Genomic DNA, 18,323 nt, shown 5'->3' on the forward strand with positions numbered 1-18,323 from the left:
TTTAGAGAGGTGATTTAATTGGTAATTAGAAAAGAAGCAAACGGTTATTCATTAGATGTCAGTTTAGGAATTGACCCAATTACAAAGAAACAACGGAGGATAAGAGTTTCAAGTGGAAAACTAAAAACTAAAAAGGAAGCAAAAGAACTTGAGGCAAAATATCTGAGACTTTATCACGAAAAAAAACTTGTCTCAGCAAACTCTTTTACTTTAGAAGACATAAAAGAAATTTACTTTGACAAGTACACAACGAATCAAAAAGCTAGCTACATACGATCACAACAGGAATTATACAAAAATCACATTCAACCTTATTTCAAAAAAACTTTACTTACAGTTATTAAGTTTAAGCAAGTAAACGATTTTCAGAATCACTTACTAGAAAAAGAATCAGATAGCAAAAAAGTATTGTCTAAGAACTCTATTAACAAAATCATGATCTTACTAGGTAAACTGTTTAACACTGCAATTAAAGAGAACATTCTCACAGAAAACCCTTGTAGAAACATTGAAAAACTGAAATTTCAAAAAAAGGATATGGATTTCTGGACGGCTGACACTTTCAAAATATTTCTAAATGCGATTGACGAGGAAAAAGAGCCGTACACTTCATTATTCTATCAAGTTGCTTTTCTTACAGGTCTTAGAGCTGGGGAAATGATTGCTCTAACATGGAAAGACATAGATTTTAATAGAGGCGAAATACGGGTGAATAAGACGGCTTCATTGATTAAAGGCAAATACATCACTACAGAACCGAAAACGGCTAACAGTCGGCGTTACGTGACGATAAACAGCAATCTATTAAACAAGCTCAGAATTTGGAAAGAATCACAAGTCCAATTTCTTATCGATACGTTTCAGAACTTCGATAAAGAAAATCTCTTAGTCTTTCAATACAATGAAAATCATCCATCAAGAGATTTTTTTAGCAGACGGATCAAACGGATCATAAAAGAAAACGATTTGAACATTACACCAATCCGATTACATGACTTTAGACATTCTCACGTTGCTTTACTGATCCACAACGGTGAAGAACCGACAGCAATTAAAGCCAGACTGGGGCACGCCTCTATTACAACAACAATAGACACTTACGGACACTTGTACCCTAATGCACAAAAATCAATGAGTGATAAATTAAATAATCTTTTCTAAATTTTCTTATTGACTTAATACGCAATGAGTAGTAATATATTAGTAAGATAAGGAGGCAACAATGAACTGGTTTGAACAATACAAGAAAGATTACTGCATTAAAAGTAACTATGAAATAAGTAAAAAAGCCCACATCACCGCAAGTAGTTTACAACGACTTGATAACTCAAATGATTTCAACAACGTGAAATACGGCACAATAAAGAAACTAGCAACAATAGCTGAGTTAACACTTAATGAATTTGATGAATATTTAAAAAATCAGAAAGTAGGTACTTTTAAAATGAAAAAAGAGCAAATAATTGAACTAATCAATGACGGAAAAGAACTATACGCTACTAGTTACGAAACTGAAAAAGAAGTAGCTGAGCATTCAATCGATGTAGAAGCAAAGCAAGTTTCATACATTGCTCAATACGATGACATTGATTTTACATACCATGATCTCGAATTTCTTGACGGAGACATGATCTACATCATTGATAGAACTAAATAAAATAACATCTTAAAAAAATCGCCTATTCACTAACTATTAGTAAGTAGGCATTTTTAGACAACATATTTCTCAAAAAAACAAAAAAGAGAATGCGCATTACATCTTCTAAACGTCCGTAAACGCCGATGTAACGCCATTCTCGTGGGTTTGGCACCCAATGGGCCGTGAGGGGCTCGAACCCGCGACCCGCTGATTAAGAGTCAGCTGCTCTACCAACTGAGCTAACGGCCCAAACAATACTTAATTATTGTAGCACCACAGTCTCACTTATTCAAGTGAAATCTCTATTAAAATTTGAAAGATTCTACTCACTATTTTTCTCTGTTTAAAATTGCGTGAAACAATCAACCCCTTCTCTGTCAGCAGCCAGTTTTACACTGACAGAGAATCCTTCTATCTCATTCCTGTTCTTTCTTCACTGGACAAGTTGTATGACAGTCTGTACAGTCCTGTCCCTTTTTCATTCGACTATAGACGATATAGCCGGCGCTGCCGAAAATGATAACAGCTAAAACAATCGTTGCCATATTCCTACCCCTTTTCCGTGATTGGAAGAACGCCTACTGGTGTCTTTCCTAAATTCTTTGGCTTTCTAATTAATAAATAAATACCTGTGAAAATCAAGATAATAGCGAGCGATGTGCCAAATCCCAAAGTACCGTTTTCAAAAATCACATGACCAACTTGGTAAATGATAAAGCTAACGACGTAAGCCAATCCGCATTGATAGCCGATTGCCCCTGCCAGCCATTTCAAATCTGGCAATTCCCGGCGAATAGCTCCAATCGCAGCAAAGCAGGGCGCACATAACAAATTGAATGTAAGGAAAGAATACGCAGCTACTGGTGTAAAAGCACTTTGCAGCGCCTGCCAATACTCCTGACCGTTCTCAGATACTTCTTCTACATGTCCAAATAAAATCCCAAAAGTTCCAATCACATTTTCCTTCGCCACTAGTCCAGTGATTGTCGCTACCGCCCCTTGCCAGTTACCCCAGCCTAATGGCGCAAAAATTGGTGCAATTAGACGACCGGCTGCTGCTAGAATGCTTTGGTCGCCTTCAGCTTCCTGAAGAGTGAAGGTATAGGTGGAAGTAAACCAAATAATGATACTAGAGACAAAAATAATGGTTCCCGCTTTCTTAGCAAATGCTTTACTTCTATCATATGAATAGCGGATAACATTTTTCAGCTGGGGTAAATGGTAGGCCGGCAGCTCCATAATAAAGGGAGCTGGATCACCAGCAAAGATTTTGGTTTTCTTTAAGCCAATCCCCGAAAGAATAATCGCTCCAATACCTAAAAAGTAAGCTGACGGAGATACCCAGCTGCTGTTTGGAAAAAATGCGCCGGCAATCAATGCAATGATTGGCAGCTTAGCTGAGCAGGGCATAAAGGTTGTGACCATGATGGTCATATGACGGTCTTTTTCATTTTCAATGGTCCGGCTAGCCATCACACCCGGGACGCCGCAGCCAGTAGCAATCAGCATGGGAATAAACGATTTTCCTGATAAGCCAAATTTTCTGAACATTCGATCCATCACAAAAGCAATTCTTGCCATATAACCGCAATCCTCAAGAAAGCCCAGGCATAAGAACAGCACAGCTAATTGAGGTAAAAACCCTAAGACTGCTCCCACACCAGCAAGGATTCCATCCAATATCAGACTCTGCATCCAGCCAGCAACCTGCCAGTTATCCAGCCACGACTGAACAGTATTAGGAATAATCGAACCGAAAAGCTCTTCATTGACCCAGTCAGTACCTAGAGTACCTATGGTCTGAATTGCCAGATAGTAGACAAGCCACATAACTAGTGCAAATATTGGCAGGGCTAACCAGCGGTTAGTCACAATTTGATCAATTTTATCGCTTAATTTTAGTTTCAGTTCATCTTCCTCAATTACACACAAAGCAGTAAGACGAGCAATGAAATCATACCGTTCATTAATCACAATCGTCTCACTATCATCATTAAAGATTTTTTCTGTTATTTTGATAATTTCTTCAATTTCTTTCTGCTGCTCACTATTTAGCCGCAGTGTTTTTTGTATCTGAGGATCTCTTTCAAAAAGTTTCACACTATAAAAGCGCGCCTGTTTTTTCGAAACCGTCGTACCTAAAACACCGGTGATTTCATTTAATGCAGCCTCTAGGCGTTTATCATATTGAGGATAATTTATTTCCTCAGCTGATTCAACTTGCTGCAGTGTTTTTTCCACAGCCTCATCCAAATTTCTTTTTTTGACCGCACTGATTCCAACGACTTTGGTTCCTAAACTGTACGCCAGCTTCTGAAAATTGATTTGTTTTCCACTTTTTTCAACAATATCCATCATATTTAGACAGACAACCACAGGAATACCTGTTTCGATTAGTTGTGTCGTCAGATATAGATTTCGTTCGAGATTCGTTGCATCTACTATATTAAGAATGGCTTCCGGTTGTTGTTCCAGCAGAAAATCTCTGGCGATTACTTCCTCCGGTGTATAAGGTGAGAGCGAGTAAATACCCGGCAAATCCTGAATCAGCACATTCTTTTTCTGTTTCCATTTTCCTTCTTTGCGCTCTACAGTCACTCCCGGCCAGTTTCCAACATATTGATTAGCACCCGTTAGTCCGTTGAAGGCTGTCGTTTTTCCACTATTCGGGTTTCCTGTTAATGCAATTTGGCACTCGTTCATTTCTTACCCCACTCTCTTTATTAAAACCAGCTCTGCTTCATTTTTTCTAAGCGTCAGTTCATAGCCTCTAAGATTGATTTCAATCGGATCTCCTAAAGGAGCTCTCTTTCTAACCAGTAATTCGACATTTCTAGTTATCCCCATGTCCATCAACCGCCTGCGAACTGCCCCCTGACCATGAACACTAATAACGGTTGCCGTCTCTCCAACCTCTAGCTGATCCAAAGACAACCAGCTCTCTTCTTCCAGAATTTCTTCATCTATTATAATTTGTTCTAATACTGATTTACTCAAGGCAATCCGACTATTATGAAGGAGGATAATGCCATTTCCATTAGAATAGCTAACCAATGCAATCTTACCGCCAACAATCAATCCCAGGTTATTTAAGTGTTTTTTTGTTTCGTCAGAGACAATGAGTTCTTTTACTATATATACCGTATTGATTTCAGCATCTACTAAAGTCAGCATCTAAGCTCCTCCTTTTTTTGTGAAAAAGTTTCAATTCCAGCTCCAATGAGATTGATAATCATTATCAATAAGAATACTCCTTCTATATATAGTTGTCAATATTACACCACTTAAAACCCTCAGAATATTAACGATAATAACCCATTTTTACATCTTTAAAAAATGAATTTTAATAGATTAACGTGCGTTTCCTTTTGCCTGCCTATTTACTATAGCGGCTCATTTAACGGAGCTGACATAACAGACTTATAAGATTAGAGGTTCGTGCATGACAATACAATGCTTAAGCTCAATCAATAAAAGAAACCGTTTATAACTACTATTTCGTTGTCTGTCCTAAGGAGAATATGAAATGTTCGTATATTGAATATTTTTATAAAGTTTATACACAAAAAGGAGCTTTTTAGCTAATCCTATTTTTCGTCTAAAAAATAGTGTCTCTAAAAAAACTGACCACTATATCTTGTATTTTAGACAGCAAATTTTTTTCAAAAATTTTTTATTTTCGTCAATTTATAAAGATAAAAAACCTCTTTTTCTCGGGAAAACTCTCATAGCGACTGGTTTTCATAAATCTTAAAAAAACACAAAACATAGTATCTAACAAAAAAACGACCACAATATGTAGTGCCTAAGTGTTGACTTTTTCCTAAAGAGATTTATACTAGTGAATGTAGATTAATCAAGGGGGCAAAAAAAATGAACGTAAAAATCTTTTCTAAAAATAATTGTATCCAATGCAACATGGCAAAACGCTTTTTAAATGAAAATAACATTACTTTTGAGGAAGTAAATATCGATAATCAGCCTGAGATGATTGACTGGTTAAAGGAACAAGGATATCAAAGCGTTCCAGTGATTACTTCTGATGCCACTACAGTTGTCGGGTTCCGTCCTGATCAATTGAAGCAATTGGCAAATTAATCATGAAAATAGTCTATTTTAGTGTGACCGGACAGACCAGACGCTTTATAAAAAAATTGGATTTGCCAGCTTATGAAATTGAGCCTGCGAATCCTTTTTTTGAGATAAACGAGCCGTTTGTTTTGATTGTTCCTACTTATGATATAGAAATTACTGAAGTTGTTAATGATTTTCTGGATTACAAATCCAATAAAGACTTTTTACAAGGCGTAGCCGGAGGCGGCAACCGTAACTTCGCTGAGCTTTTTATTTATACGGCAAAAGACATTGCCAGAGATTATCATGTACCGCTAGTTTTCTCCTTTGAATTCAGCGGAACAACCGAAGATGTCGAATCCTTTAAGAAAGTAGTGAGTGAGATTGAGTTTAAAAGAAATTAAAGATGTCAGCTATTTCAAGTTAAATAACGAAATCAATCGTCCTGTCAACGGACAAATTCCTTTAAATAAGGATGGCGAAGCCCTGAAGGCTTTTTTTAATGAAAATGTTTTACCTAATACTAAAAAATTTGCTAATGTATCAGAAAAAATCAGCTATTTAACTGAGAATGATTATATTGAAAAAGGATTCATCAAGAAATATTCTTTAGCATTTATTGAACGTTTGTATCAGTTTCTAGCAGAACAAAACTTCCAGTTTAAATCTTTTATGGCTGCTTACAAATTCTATTCTCAATATGCATTGAAGAATAATGCCGGGACAGAGTATCTGGAATCGTATGAAGACCGTGTTGCTTTTAATGCGTTGTATTTTGCTGATGGAAATGAAGAGCTGGCTCTAAGTCTTGCAGATGAAATGATTCATCAGCGCTACCAGCCTGCTACACCGTCATTCCTAAATGCCGGCAGACAACGTCGTGGCGAGCTGGTCTCTTGTTTCTTAATTCAAGTCACAGATGATATGAACAGCATTGGCCGTTCAATCAACTCTGCCCTACAGTTATCAAGAATTGGCGGCGGTGTTGGAATCACTCTTTCTAATTTAAGAGAGGGCGGTGCTCCAATCAAGGGCTACGAAGGCGCAGCCAGCGGTGTAGTACCTGTTATGAAGCTTTTCGAAGATAGCTTCAGTTATTCTAATCAGCTTGGTCAGCGGCAAGGTGCCGGCGTGGTTTACCTGAATGTTTTCCATCCTGACATTGAAATGTTCTTATCAACAAAAAAAGAAAATGCAGATGAAAAAGTTCGTGTAAAAACTCTTTCTCTAGGTGTATTAGTACCTGACAAATTCTATGAGCTAGCTCGTAAGAATGAAGAAATGTATCTTTTCAGCCCTTACAGTGTGGAGCGGGAATATGGTGTTCCTTTCTCTTATGTAGATATTACTGAGGAATATGATAATTTGGTAGCCAATCCGAATATCCGTAAAACAAAAATCAAAGCACGCGATTTGGAAAATGAAATTTCCAAGCTGCAGCAGGAATCAGGCTATCCTTATATTGTTAATATTGACACAGCAAATAAACAGAACCCGATTGATGGAAAAATCATTATGAGCAATCTTTGTTCTGAAATCCTACAGGTACAAACACCTTCTGTTATTAACGGCAAGCAGGAGTACGAGGTTATGGGAACTGATATCAGCTGTAACCTAGGCTCTACAAACATTGTTAATTTAATGGAAAGTCCCGATTTTGGAAAATCAGTACGTGCGATGACTCGTGCATTGACCTTTGTAACAGATTCATCTGATATTGATGTTGTTCCGACTATTCAAAACGGCAACAAGCTCAGCCACACAATCGGTTTAGGTGCAATGGGGCTCCATACCTTCTTTGCCAAAAACCACATGGAGTATGGTTCGGAAGAATCATTGGACTTTACAAATATCTATTTTATGCTCCTAAATTATTGGACGTTGGCTGAAAGCAATACAATCGCTAAAGAATATAATCAGTCCTTCCATAACTTTGAAAAATCAGCTTATGCTGACGGCACATATTTTGATAAATATATCAATGGTGATTTTACCCCTCAATTTGATAAAGTAAAAGAAATTTTTAAAGGAATTTTTATTCCATCAGCGGAAGATTGGGAACAACTGAAAAATGCTGTTATGCAGGATGGTTTGTATCACCAAAACCGATTGGCAGTCGCTCCAAACGGATCAATTTCTTATATCAATGATACAAGTGCCAGTATTCACCCGATTACTCGTATGATTGAGGAACGTCAGGAAAAGAAAATCGGAAAAATTTACTATCCTGCACCTCATCTTGCTAATGATACGATTCCTTATTACACCTCAGCGTATGACATGGATATGCGTAAAGTAATTGATGTTTATGCTACTGCTCAGCAGCATGTGGATCAAGGAATGAGTTTAACGCTCTTTATGCGTTCAGAAATTCCAGAAGGTCTGTATGAATGGAAAGAAACAACGAAACAGACAACCAGAGATTTAAATATTTTACGCCATTATGCTTTCCATAAAGGCATCAAATCAATTTATTACGTACGGACTTTCACTGAAGATTCTGAAGAAATTGGTAGTAATCAATGTGAAAGCTGTGTCATCTAGGACAACCTAATGATCTACAACCGGCTGCAAACTGGACAACCTTGGACTGCGAATCATCGGCATGCTTCCAGTAAGCACCATGGTCTAATAGAAAGTTATTAGAGAGAACGTGCTGATTAACGCTCCTCTTATCTTGCTTCAGCCGGTTTACTTTGATTATTTAGGCAGAAAGGAAGAAAACTATGGCGACTTATTATGAAGCGATTAATTGGAACGCAATTGAAGATATCATTGACAAATCAACCTGGGAGAAGCTGACTGAGCAATTTTGGCTGGATACCCGTATTCCTTTATCTAACGATTTAGATGACTGGCGTACACTTTCTGAGCTAGAAAAACAAACAGTAGGCTATGTCTTTGGCGGACTGACATTACTGGATACCGTTCAATCTGAAAGCGGTATGGACCAGCTTCGCAAAGATGTTCGGACTCCTCATGAGGAAGCTGTACTAAATAATATTCAGTTTATGGAATCTGTCCATGCAAAAAGTTATTCCTCTATCTTTAGTACTTTAAATACAAAAAAAGAAATTGACGATATCTTTGAATGGACAAATACTAATGTCTATTTGCAGAAAAAAGCAGAGCGCATCAATGAAATCTACAAAAATGGAACACCTTTAGAGAAAAAAATTGCCAGTGTTTTTCTAGAAACATTTTTATTCTACTCTGGTTTTTATACACCGCTATATTATCTTGGCAACAACAAACTGGCCAATGTTGCAGAAATTATCAAGTTGATTATCCGCGACGAGTCCGTTCATGGAACCTACATCGGTTATAAATTTCAGCTTGGCTTCAATGAATTAGCCGAAGATGAACAAGAAGCGATGAAGGCTTGGATGTACGACTTACTTTATGAATTATATGAAAATGAAGAACGTTATACAGAAGAATTGTATGATGATCTCGGCTGGACTGAAGAAGTAAAAACCTTCCTGCGTTATAATGCCAACAAGGCCTTAATGAACTTGGGGATGGACCCAATGTTTGGCGATACTGCCAACGATGTGAATCCAATTGTTATGAATGGTTTATCTACTGGAACTAGTAATCATGACTTCTTCTCCCAAGTAGGAAACGGCTACCTGCTGGGGCAAGTAGAAGCAATGAAAGACGATGACTATCTGATTGGCTTAGACTAATTAAAAAGCGTTTGGACATTTAATTATGTCTCAAACGCTTTTTTTGGTGATGCGTTGATTATTGTTCAGAAAACCACCTCTTTAAGTCCGACATTCTGAGGTTTGAAAAACTGGAAATAACCTGATCCGCCTGACTAAGGTCCTGTGCCGGGTACTCAGGATTCTTAAACCCTACGCAAAACATACCCGCCCGTTTTACTGCCAGACTGCCGTTTTTTGTATCTTCAAAGGCGAGGCAGTTTTCCGGCAAAACATCTATCTGTTTAGCCGCTTCCAAAAATACATCTGGCGCTGGTTTAGAGTTTTCCACCTCTTCTCCGCTGACTAAGGCATCAAAGCAAGGAAGTAAACCAAGCTCTTTCATATTATAGAGGATCTCCTTTTTAGGCGAGGAAGAGGCCACGGCCAGTTTTATATCCTGCTTTGCTAAATGACGAACCAATGATACTGCATCTCTAATTCCACGAATTCCATCTCTTTTTATCATCGTCGCTCGGCGACTATTCATTTCTTTGATGTAGGATTCAACTGAATCCGGCAGTCCAAGCTCCTCTTTCATTTTCTGCCACATAAATTCAAAAGTAGTTCCCATAAATTGATACTGATAGCTGATATCTTTCAAAAAGCCAGCATCTTTCAGCATTTCAGTTTTGGACTCTAAAAAAGTGTACTCAGAATCAACCAATACACCATCCATATCAAATATTATCCCTTTAATCATCCTGGTTCTCCCGTCATTCGTATTCTTTTTTATTTTCTATCGTATTATCTCATGATTTTTGATTAAATTAAACACTCGTTTACTTTGAAGAATCCGGAATAAAAACAAAAATGTCTCTATATCAATTTATGTTGGCGTAATAAAAACTAAATGAAAACTTGGAATTTGGAATAAAAAGCAGAAATCACTGTTTCTATTTCTTCTTTTATTTCGAAGAAGAACTGTCTATTTGTATGTCTATGAATACTCTAGCATTTTTACCAACAGACAAGCCTTTTTTTAATGGACTATGGTTTGAGATGATTTCCTTCACTTGGTATTCCTTCTTTACGTTTGGTTAATTAAAAAGTGCTGGTTGGATTTTCCTTAAGAGGTTTCCACCAGCACAGCGTATTACAAAGCTATAGAGCTTCGATGTATCGGTTAGAACAAGCTGATACATTCGAAAGATTGAAGAGCTTTATTTTTTATTATTAATAAAGGATCGATTTAAATCTTTTAGTTCGACCTCTGAAAAACTTGAAATTAGTTGATCAGCCTGGCTTAAATCTTGTGGAGGATAATTATCATTTTCTACTCCAACACAGAACATTCCGGCTTTTTTTACAGCGATACTTCCATTATGAGAATCTTCAAATGCCAAAGATTCTGCGGGAGCAATCTCGATTTGCTTAGCTGCTTCTAGAAAAACATCTGGGGCCGGTTTAGAACGATTAACCTCTTCACCGCTGACTAATGCATCAAAACAATCCCGAATACCTAATTCCTTCAGATTATGAATAATATCCTTCTTTGGAGAAGAAGAGGCAACTGCCAACCGTACATTTTCTTCTGCTAGACGATGAATAAATTCTACTACGCCTTCAATGGGCTTCAATCCATCTCTTTTAATAATTTCTTTTCTACGTGCAGTCATCTCTTTGATGTAATCTTCTACAGACCCGGGAAGCGATAAGTCTTCTTTAATCTTTTTCCACATAAATTCAGACGTAGTTCCCATAAATTGATAATGATAGCTGATACCAAGAGGGAAGCCTACATCCTTCAGCAACTCTGCTTTTGATTCTAAAAAGGTGTATTCTGAATCAACAATCACGCCATCCATATCAAATATTATTCCTTTAATCATAACAGTCTTCCTTCTTTCCATTTTTTGATGTCAGATAAATCCTACTTAATTGTTTATCCAATAAGCTTGCTTTAATAGAGATACTTAGCTTTCAGAGTAGCTATTATTGCCTTTCCCAGCGTTTCAGTATAGCTTCTCATTTATTTAGTAGGATTTATTTAACTGGAAAGTATTATCTCATCCTATTTTAATAATTCAAACAATATTGCTCATTTCCTGAAATTTTCTTAAATTATTTCAGAAAACGAGCAAATGTTTTGATTTTTAGTGAGTATAATAAAAAATACTTCCCGCATCACTTAAAACGGATGCAGAAAGTACCTCACTTAATTATTCAAATCAGTCTCTATTTTAGTTTCTTTTTTTAGAAGATAAATTTTGCGGATATTCAGCACTAATGTTTTAATTACTGCATAAACAGGTATACAAATCAGCATCCCGATAATTCCGCCAATACTTCCTGCAGCAATCAAAATTAAAATAATAGTCAATGGATGAATACTCAGCGATTTACCCATAAGAAGAGGCTTAATCAAATTACCATCAAGCTGCTGAATAATTAAAATAGCTAAAGCAACATATAAAGCCTGCCATGGTGAAACGAATACACCGACTAAAACTGCCGGAACAGCTCCGATAAAGGGTCCGACATAGGGAATGATATTCGTCACGCCGCAAAATACAGCTAGCAGCAATGTGTAAGGCTGATTCAATATCGTCATAGCTACAAAGCTCAGCACACCAATAATCAGCGCATCTAGAATCGTGCTGCTGATATATGCAGACAACGTTTGATTCATTTCCTGAACAGTTTCTCTTAGTTCTTTACGAATACTTTTAGGAAAGAAATGAGAGGCAGCATCTAAAAATTTATGGCCATCTTTAAACATAAAGAACAGGATAAATGGAACTGTGAATAAAAGAATGAAAAACTGCATCAGCACACTGACAATTTTCGATAAACTATTTGTCACGCCAACAATAGCAATATTAAGGATATTACTGACAGTAATGTTTGCTTGAGACAATTCTTCCTGAAGATTAAATCCCTTCAAAGCCTCCTGTTGACTTAATTCCACCAGCCATTTATTGATTTCCTCTGCATAAGCCGGAATAGACTGACTTAATTCTAAAAATTGATTAACAAGCTGTGGTACTACATTCATCACAATGAGAGCAATCAATATCATCAATACGATCAATGTTATAAAGAAACCTACCAGCCTTGGAATCTTCTTTTTCTCCATAAAAACAACAATCGGCTCAAACATATAATAGAAAAATCCCGCAATCAGCAGTGGTAAAAATAAAGCTGAAATCATCCCCAAAACTGGTGTAAAAATGTTTGGCATCCTCATTAAAAAGAAAATACCGATAATCGTTAAAACTATTTCTACTGTCCAAAATAATAATTTGGACTGCTTAAACAAAGAACCCATTCAACCAAAACCCTTTCCCAAAAAACAATAATTACCCATATTTTAACATTATCAACTTCTACAAAATATTCTTTTTCAGTATTTTCTACATACTTTATAAAAAATTATGCTTTCATTCGCAAAAAATACTTTATAAAAAAGAGATTGAAGCATAACTAAATCCCCAACCTCCTCTTTCTCTAAAATTCAAATTAACGGTGGCTCAGAATCAACTTACTACACTTCGTTCCGATAGCACCAACTTCTAAGTGCTAAAAGCACTAAGAGTTGAAGTTTTCGGAAATAAGCCAAATTTTCTTTAAACTTTGTATAGTTACCCTAAGAAAGTCCTTCTTATTGCTGAGAAAACAAAGTGAGGTATGAGCGAATCTTTCTCAGTATCTGCTTAGTTCGCAAAGCTTAACGCTTCTGCCTCAACCGATTTCCCTATTCAGCATACATCTGCTTCAACAGCTGAACATCACTACTGCTTAGCTTTAAGATATCCTTTGCATACTCAGAAACATTTCCAAAATTCTGATCAATCAGCTGATAGGCATAATCCAAATATTCTTTTTTGACTTCCATTGCCACTTTGATTCCTGCCAGCTGCTCTTTTGTCAGCCCTCGTGAAGCTGCCTCTGCTAAAAATAAAGCGTTAGGCTTTTGACGTTGAATGTTTGTATCTAAATAATCTTTATAGATTGTCTCTTTTGATACCTCCAACAACTCCAATGTCAGGGCAGCTGCAACACCAGTCCGATCTTTCCCTGCAAAACAGTGGAACAGTACACTTCCCTGCTCCGTCGAAAGCAGCTGCTGAAAATATTCCCGGTATCCCTGCTGAGCACCTGTATTTAAAATGAGATTCTCGTAAATATCCATCATATGCTGATCCACAGCGCCAATATCGGAAACATCAAACAAGTCCTCCATGCTAGCATTATGGTGAACTTCCTTCATGATATCAATCCACTGATAGGAAACATTCGCCAGCTGATCATCCGGACGTTCATTAATTTCCTTTTCTCCTCGTAAATCAATAATTTTAGTCAGTTCATGAGCCTCCAGCACCTTTAAGCTCTTTTCATCCAGCTGATACACTTCCCCAGAGCGAAGTAGCCGCTTGTGTTTGACTTGTTTTCCATCTTTTGTTTTAATGCCGCCTAATTCTCTAAAATTTGCAAGTTTCATTGTTACCTCCCTAAAGACTTACTAAACGTAGTTTAGTGATATTTTCATAGATAGAAAGATCTTCTATTACTTCCGCGTAGGTCATTCCCTTCGCCAGCTCAATGGTATAAATATTCGTATAGATTCTTGCTGGACCACTTAAGTCTACATCGAAATTGACATCACTGACTTCAATACCATGCTCTGTAAAATATTGAGTAATAAATTCCTTTGTCTCCTGTTTATGGATATATCGAACCTCAAGTTTTTTTATGCTGGGCACATGAATTACTTTTTTGACTAATGTCAACGCCATAAAGATTCCAACAAAACTAGTCAAAGCAATTGAGTAATAGCCCATGCCAATTGCTATTCCCAAACCAGCGACTGCCCAAAGCGATGCTGCTGTTGTTAGTCCTGTAACTGAACGCTTTGTTACAATGATTGTTCCAGCTCCTAGAAAGCCAATACCGCTGACAACCTGTGCAATCAGTCTGGCCTGATCCGATCGTATCACACCACTCAACTCAGGATATGTCATTGCATCCTTCAATGCAGAGATTGCAATCTGATCCTGTATCAATGCGATAATCGTTGCGCCCATACAAACTAATATATGGGTGCGCATTCCAGCCGGTCGATTCTTGTACTGCCGTTCAAATCCGATGATACCGCCGATTACCAAAGAAATAGACAGACGCAGAATTATCTCCGGCACTGTTAATTCCAATGTACTCAATTCTCTCACCTTTTTCTATAAACCTTGTATTTCTTCATTATAGCACTAATATCAAAAAAATATGAACGCCTGTGGATAATATTTTTTTGCAGATGTTTCTTTGGAATGGAAAAAAGAGCCGAGTAAAAACTCAGCTCTTCTAATTATTCCTATCTTTTACAGCTTGCTTGCTGCTGCTTCATCGATGATTACAACAACATCTTCGTGGTTTTGTAAAGCACTTGCCGGCATATCAATTGTTACAGGTCCGTCTACCATTCCTTTAATCGCATCAGCCTTTGCTTCGCCGTATGCCATTAAAATCATTTTCTTACCTTTCATAATTGAGCCAATCCCCATTGAAACAGCTGTTGTCGGTACATCTTCAACTTTATCAAAGTAACGTTTGTTTGCATTGATTGTAGATTCTGTTAGTTGTACAACGTGTGTCAGGCTATCTAAAGGAGTGCCAGGTTCATTGAAACCGATATGACCATTTTGACCAATTCCTAGAATTTGAATATCAACTGTATGGCTATCAATAATCTCTTCGTAGCGCGCACATTCTGCATCTAAATCTTCTGCTTTACCGTTTGGTACATAGGTGTCTTTAAACGGTTTCTTACTAAATAGCTTTTGATTCATAAAATAGCGGTAGCTCTGTTCATCTTCTCCGCCTAAGCCAACGTATTCATCTAAATTGATAGAAACCATATTAGAAAAATCAAGGTCGCTCCCTACCATTTCATGGTAAAGTGTTTCCGGTGTACTTCCAGTTGCCAAGCCTAAAACCTTTGCTCCCTTTTCCATGCCTTCTTTAATCAATTCAAACGCTTTTTTTCCGCCTTCTTCTGCATTTGCTACACGAATGATTTTCATTTATGACAATCTCCTTTACTTCTTTTGTATTTGGTATAGTCCAATTATACCACTTTTATTTTCGAATTTCTACCTAAAAGATTAGATAAAAGAAAAAAACAGAAACACTCTGACAGCGCTTCTGCTTTCAATCTCTTACTTTATTTTTCAGATTATTCAGGTACCCTCTGCATTTTGTACATCTGCAGGAGCCTCCGGCTGAACTCCAGCACCAGTGTCTGTACTGCCAGTTCCATCGCCGCCTGTATTGGGATCTACAGGAGCTTCGTATTGAGGTGTCGTTTCAGCAGGAGTCACTGGTTCATTATAAACAGGTTCCTGATAACCCTGATTATAATTAGCACCAGTTTGATCATTGCCATAATATGTTTGGTTAGCAGCATTAGGGTCCACATACGTATTTTGATCATAATAATCCTGATCTTCATAATAGGTGCTATCCGCTGTCCCAGCATTTGATGAGTAAATAGATAACTTATTTGTCAGTTCCGCCAGCATTTCTTCATTTTTAGGCAAACCCAGCTGCTCCCGAAGTTTTGTCTGTACTTCAAACAGGTTATCAGGATTCATGATTTGATAAGATACACCATTAATCATTTCGCCAGTTGTTTCTATCTGCAATGAATCAATCGTCTGGAATGCCGACATATATTTCTTCTGAATATCAATCATATCATCCCAGGTTAAATCAGTTTTAACATTATCCTTCACAGCATTTAAAATACTTTTATACTGAGTTACACCATTTAAACTCATTACTTTTCGGACAATCTTTTCAACAACTTCCCGCTGCCGTTTCTGACGGCCAGTATCTCCTTCTGGATCATCATAACGGTATCTAGCATAAGCTAAACCTGTCTCTCCATTCAATGTCATTGGTCCTTTAGGCAGTTCAATACCATCCAACTCTGTTGCATATGGATTATCCACATCAATACCGCCAACTGCTTCAATCAGATCCTTTAGACCTCTCATATTGATGGAGACATAGCTGTCAATCGGAATATCCAGCAGATTTTCCACCGTTTCAATCGCCATCTTAGCTCCGCCATAAGCATAGGCATGATTCAATTTATCATTTGTATCATTTCCTACAATTTCAGTTAACGTATCTCGACTTAAACTAATCATTGTTGATTTATTTTCTTTCGGGTTAACGGTTACAACCATTAAGGTATCAGAACGACCGCCATCTTCTTCAGCTCGCCCAAGGTCTCCGTTATCGATTCCCATCAATAAAACTGAAAAAGGCTCTTGAGCATCAATATTCACTGCTGTTTCCCGCTTTGTAGATACTCTTTCGATCGATTCATAAACATCTGTTACTGTATCAGTGGCATCTGAATACATTTTTAGACCGTAGGCACAAACACCAGCAATCAGTATCAATACCAGTCCTAAAAATGACAGTACCAGTTTTTTCCATAGATTCATAAGACACTTCCTCATTTACACAAGAATCGTTACACCCAATCATTTTCTCATAAATTCCCCGGGCTAGCAATATTTTTGAAAAATTGGCATGATATCTTAACACAATTGTAAAATACTGAACATAAGAAATCCAAATTTTCTCGACTCAGTGGTTCTCTACATGGTTTAAGAAACAATAACATCGAAAAAACGGGATAACGCTTAATCCCGTTTAAATAAATCTCTTGTATAAATTTTTTCTTCAACATCAGCCAAGTCGTCTTCAAATCGATTTGAGACAATCACATCAGATAGTTCTTTAAACTCCTGAAGATCTTTGATTACTTTGGAGTGATAAAATTCCTCTTCATCCAATGCGGGTTCATAAACAACTACTTCAATGCCCTTGGCCTTTAGACGTTTCATTACACCCTGAATAGACGAATAACGGAAATTATCCGAATTTGCCTTCATCGTCAAACGATATATCCCTACAGTATTTGGCTTTCTGCTAAGAATTTGCTCTGCTATAAAATCTTTTCTTGTCCGATTAGCATCCACGATAGCACCAATGATATTATTGGGAACATCTTCATAATTGGCACGCAGTTGCTTGGTGTCTTTCGGCAAGCAATAACCGCCATACCCAAAGGATGGATTATTATAATGGGAACCGATTCTTGGATCAAGCCCCACACCTTCAATAATCTGTTTTGCATCCAATCCTCTTGATTCAGCATACGTATCCAGTTCATTGAAGTAGGCAACTCTTAAAGCCAGATAGGTATTCGAGAACAATTTAATTGCTTCGGCTTCTGTGGAATGCGTCAATAAAACCTGACTATTCTTTTCCACTGTATTTCGCAAAAACATATCCGCAAGCTCCTGAGCTCGTTCAGAGCATTCGCCTACGATAATTCTTGAAGGATAAAGATTATCATACAGTGCTCTGCCTTCTCGTAAAAACTCTGGTGAAAATATGATATTTTCGGTATCATATTTTTCTTTCAATGCTTGTGTATAGCCGACAGGCACGGTTGATTTAATAATAAATACAGCATCTGGTCTTATTGCTCGTGCTTGTTCAATCACATTTTCAACCGTTGACGTATTAAAATAATTTTTCTGTTCATCATAATCCGTTGGCGTCGCAATAATTAGATAGTCGCCAAAGCGGACAGCGGCTTCAAAGTCTTTCGTAAATTCCACGTTCAAGTCATCTCTATCTAAAAACTCGTGGATTTCTTTATCTTCCAATGGTGATTCTCTTTTATTCAGCATATCAATTTTCTCACCAACAATATCATATGCCTGAACCTGCTCATTCTGTGACAATAGTAATGCATTTGCCAGACCAACGTAGCCTAGACCGAAAACTGAAATATTCATTTTTACGCCTCTTTCCGACTATACATAAATAGAAAACTATATCAAACTCTACCACATTTAAAAAAAATCTTCAAATAGAAT

17 protein-coding genes and 1 tRNA gene are annotated in these 18,323 nt (G+C 37.2%); 6 read left to right on the forward strand and 12 right to left on the reverse strand.

Annotated elements, in window-relative coordinates:
* Positions 1-18 precede the first annotated feature (18 nt).
* Both AC1Z3K_RS15030 and AC1Z3K_RS15035 read left to right on the forward strand, forming a co-directional pair.
* The gene (locus AC1Z3K_RS15030; RefSeq protein ID WP_461733156.1) at positions 19-1,161 is read left to right on the forward strand and encodes a tyrosine-type recombinase/integrase; all 1,143 of its coding nucleotides are present in this window, start codon (positions 19-21) and stop codon (positions 1,159-1,161) included.
* A 61-nt stretch (positions 1,162-1,222) separates the two neighbouring features.
* Positions 1,223-1,657 carry a hypothetical protein gene (locus tag AC1Z3K_RS15035; protein ID WP_461733157.1) on the forward strand — a complete coding sequence of 145 codons (435 nt, stop codon included), beginning with the start codon at positions 1,223-1,225 and terminating at the stop codon, positions 1,655-1,657.
* 158 nt (positions 1,658-1,815) lie between these two features.
* Here AC1Z3K_RS15035 and AC1Z3K_RS15040 read toward each other — a convergent pair.
* From AC1Z3K_RS15040 to AC1Z3K_RS15055, 4 genes are all read right to left on the reverse strand, one after another.
* Positions 1,816-1,888, reverse strand: a tRNA-Lys gene (locus tag AC1Z3K_RS15040).
* 167 nt (positions 1,889-2,055) lie between these two features.
* Positions 2,056-2,184 carry a FeoB-associated Cys-rich membrane protein gene (locus AC1Z3K_RS15045; RefSeq protein ID WP_426084056.1) on the reverse strand — a complete coding sequence of 43 codons (129 nt, stop codon included), beginning with the start codon at positions 2,182-2,184 and terminating at the stop codon, positions 2,056-2,058.
* Positions 2,185-2,188: 4 nt separating this feature from the next.
* Positions 2,189-4,342: a ferrous iron transport protein B gene (feoB, locus tag AC1Z3K_RS15050; protein ID WP_461733158.1), complete on the reverse strand. Its 2,154-nt coding sequence runs from the start codon at positions 4,340-4,342 to the stop codon at positions 2,189-2,191.
* A 3-nt stretch (positions 4,343-4,345) separates the two neighbouring features.
* Complete coding sequence (locus AC1Z3K_RS15055) at positions 4,346-4,813, reverse strand: FeoA family protein (protein ID WP_461733159.1); 468 nt, start codon at positions 4,811-4,813, stop codon at positions 4,346-4,348.
* Positions 4,814-5,512: 699 nt separating this feature from the next.
* Between AC1Z3K_RS15055 and nrdH the strand changes: the two genes are divergently transcribed.
* From nrdH to nrdF, 4 genes are all read left to right on the forward strand, one after another.
* Positions 5,513-5,737, forward strand: coding sequence for a glutaredoxin-like protein NrdH (gene nrdH / locus AC1Z3K_RS15060; protein ID WP_426084059.1), 225 nt, complete (start codon positions 5,513-5,515; stop codon positions 5,735-5,737).
* 2 nt (positions 5,738-5,739) lie between these two features.
* The gene (nrdI, locus tag AC1Z3K_RS15065) at positions 5,740-6,117 is read left to right on the forward strand and encodes a class Ib ribonucleoside-diphosphate reductase assembly flavoprotein NrdI (protein ID WP_426084060.1); all 378 of its coding nucleotides are present in this window, start codon (positions 5,740-5,742) and stop codon (positions 6,115-6,117) included.
* The gene (gene nrdE / locus AC1Z3K_RS15070) at positions 6,098-8,257 is read left to right on the forward strand and encodes a class 1b ribonucleoside-diphosphate reductase subunit alpha (protein WP_461733184.1); all 2,160 of its coding nucleotides are present in this window, start codon (positions 6,098-6,100) and stop codon (positions 8,255-8,257) included. Before nrdI ends, nrdE begins: the two co-directional genes overlap by 20 nt.
* Before the next feature lie 182 nt (positions 8,258-8,439).
* Positions 8,440-9,402 (forward strand): class 1b ribonucleoside-diphosphate reductase subunit beta, encoded by a 963-nt coding sequence (nrdF, locus tag AC1Z3K_RS15075; protein ID WP_426084062.1) that lies wholly within the window; start codon positions 8,440-8,442, stop codon positions 9,400-9,402.
* A gap of 58 nt (positions 9,403-9,460) precedes the next feature.
* Here the strand turns inward: nrdF and AC1Z3K_RS15080 are convergent, their stop codons facing one another.
* From AC1Z3K_RS15080 to AC1Z3K_RS15115, 8 genes are all read right to left on the reverse strand, one after another.
* The gene (locus AC1Z3K_RS15080; RefSeq protein WP_461733160.1) at positions 9,461-10,123 is read right to left on the reverse strand and encodes an HAD family hydrolase; all 663 of its coding nucleotides are present in this window, start codon (positions 10,121-10,123) and stop codon (positions 9,461-9,463) included.
* Between the two features lie 460 nt (positions 10,124-10,583).
* Positions 10,584-11,252 carry an HAD family hydrolase gene (locus tag AC1Z3K_RS15085; protein WP_426084064.1) on the reverse strand — a complete coding sequence of 223 codons (669 nt, stop codon included), beginning with the start codon at positions 11,250-11,252 and terminating at the stop codon, positions 10,584-10,586.
* Between the two features lie 326 nt (positions 11,253-11,578).
* Positions 11,579-12,691, reverse strand: a complete 1,113-nt coding sequence (locus AC1Z3K_RS15090; protein WP_426084065.1) for an AI-2E family transporter — start codon at positions 12,689-12,691, stop codon at positions 11,579-11,581.
* Between the two features lie 426 nt (positions 12,692-13,117).
* Positions 13,118-13,864, reverse strand: a complete 747-nt coding sequence (locus AC1Z3K_RS15095; protein WP_426084066.1) for a tyrosine-protein phosphatase — start codon at positions 13,862-13,864, stop codon at positions 13,118-13,120.
* A 10-nt stretch (positions 13,865-13,874) separates the two neighbouring features.
* The gene (locus AC1Z3K_RS15100; protein ID WP_461733161.1) at positions 13,875-14,582 is read right to left on the reverse strand and encodes an MgtC/SapB family protein; all 708 of its coding nucleotides are present in this window, start codon (positions 14,580-14,582) and stop codon (positions 13,875-13,877) included.
* A gap of 156 nt (positions 14,583-14,738) precedes the next feature.
* Positions 14,739-15,440 (reverse strand): glucosamine-6-phosphate deaminase, encoded by a 702-nt coding sequence (gene nagB, locus AC1Z3K_RS15105; RefSeq protein ID WP_461733162.1) that lies wholly within the window; start codon positions 15,438-15,440, stop codon positions 14,739-14,741.
* A 156-nt stretch (positions 15,441-15,596) separates the two neighbouring features.
* Complete coding sequence (locus tag AC1Z3K_RS15110; protein ID WP_461733163.1) at positions 15,597-16,874, reverse strand: LCP family glycopolymer transferase; 1,278 nt, start codon at positions 16,872-16,874, stop codon at positions 15,597-15,599.
* A 201-nt stretch (positions 16,875-17,075) separates the two neighbouring features.
* A complete protein-coding gene (locus tag AC1Z3K_RS15115) occupies positions 17,076-18,242 on the reverse strand; it encodes a nucleotide sugar dehydrogenase (RefSeq protein WP_461733164.1) in 1,167 nt (388 codons plus the stop codon).
* Positions 18,243-18,323 lie beyond the last annotated feature (81 nt).

It is taken from the genome of Enterococcus sp. LJL128 (genome assembly GCF_056924295.1).

What these genes read in the sequence shown, in the direction of transcription:
- nagB (WP_461733162.1), bottom strand. Translation starts at nt 15,440, where the DNA reads ATGAAAATCATTCGTGTAGCAAATGCAGAAGAAGGCGGAAAAAAAGCG.
- AC1Z3K_RS15115 (WP_461733164.1), bottom strand. Translation starts at nt 18,242, where the DNA reads ATGAATATTTCAGTTTTCGGTCTAGGCTACGTTGGTCTGGCAAATGCA.
- AC1Z3K_RS15095 (WP_426084066.1), bottom strand. Translation starts at nt 13,864, where the DNA reads ATGAAACTTGCAAATTTTAGAGAATTAGGCGGCATTAAAACAAAAGAT.
- AC1Z3K_RS15090 (WP_426084065.1), bottom strand. Translation starts at nt 12,691, where the DNA reads ATGGGTTCTTTGTTTAAGCAGTCCAAATTATTATTTTGGACAGTAGAA.
- AC1Z3K_RS15055 (WP_461733159.1), bottom strand. Translation starts at nt 4,813, where the DNA reads ATGCTGACTTTAGTAGATGCTGAAATCAATACGGTATATATAGTAAAA.
- AC1Z3K_RS15035 (WP_461733157.1), top strand. Translation starts at nt 1,223, where the DNA reads ATGAACTGGTTTGAACAATACAAGAAAGATTACTGCATTAAAAGTAAC.
- AC1Z3K_RS15085 (WP_426084064.1), bottom strand. Translation starts at nt 11,252, where the DNA reads ATGATTAAAGGAATAATATTTGATATGGATGGCGTGATTGTTGATTCA.
- feoB (WP_461733158.1), bottom strand. Translation starts at nt 4,342, where the DNA reads ATGAACGAGTGCCAAATTGCATTAACAGGAAACCCGAATAGTGGAAAA.
- AC1Z3K_RS15110 (WP_461733163.1), bottom strand. Translation starts at nt 16,874, where the DNA reads ATGAATCTATGGAAAAAACTGGTACTGTCATTTTTAGGACTGGTATTG.
- nrdI (WP_426084060.1), top strand. Translation starts at nt 5,740, where the DNA reads ATGAAAATAGTCTATTTTAGTGTGACCGGACAGACCAGACGCTTTATA.
- AC1Z3K_RS15080 (WP_461733160.1), bottom strand. Translation starts at nt 10,123, where the DNA reads ATGATTAAAGGGATAATATTTGATATGGATGGTGTATTGGTTGATTCT.
- AC1Z3K_RS15045 (WP_426084056.1), bottom strand. Translation starts at nt 2,184, where the DNA reads ATGGCAACGATTGTTTTAGCTGTTATCATTTTCGGCAGCGCCGGCTAT.
- nrdF (WP_426084062.1), top strand. Translation starts at nt 8,440, where the DNA reads ATGGCGACTTATTATGAAGCGATTAATTGGAACGCAATTGAAGATATC.
- nrdH (WP_426084059.1), top strand. Translation starts at nt 5,513, where the DNA reads ATGAACGTAAAAATCTTTTCTAAAAATAATTGTATCCAATGCAACATG.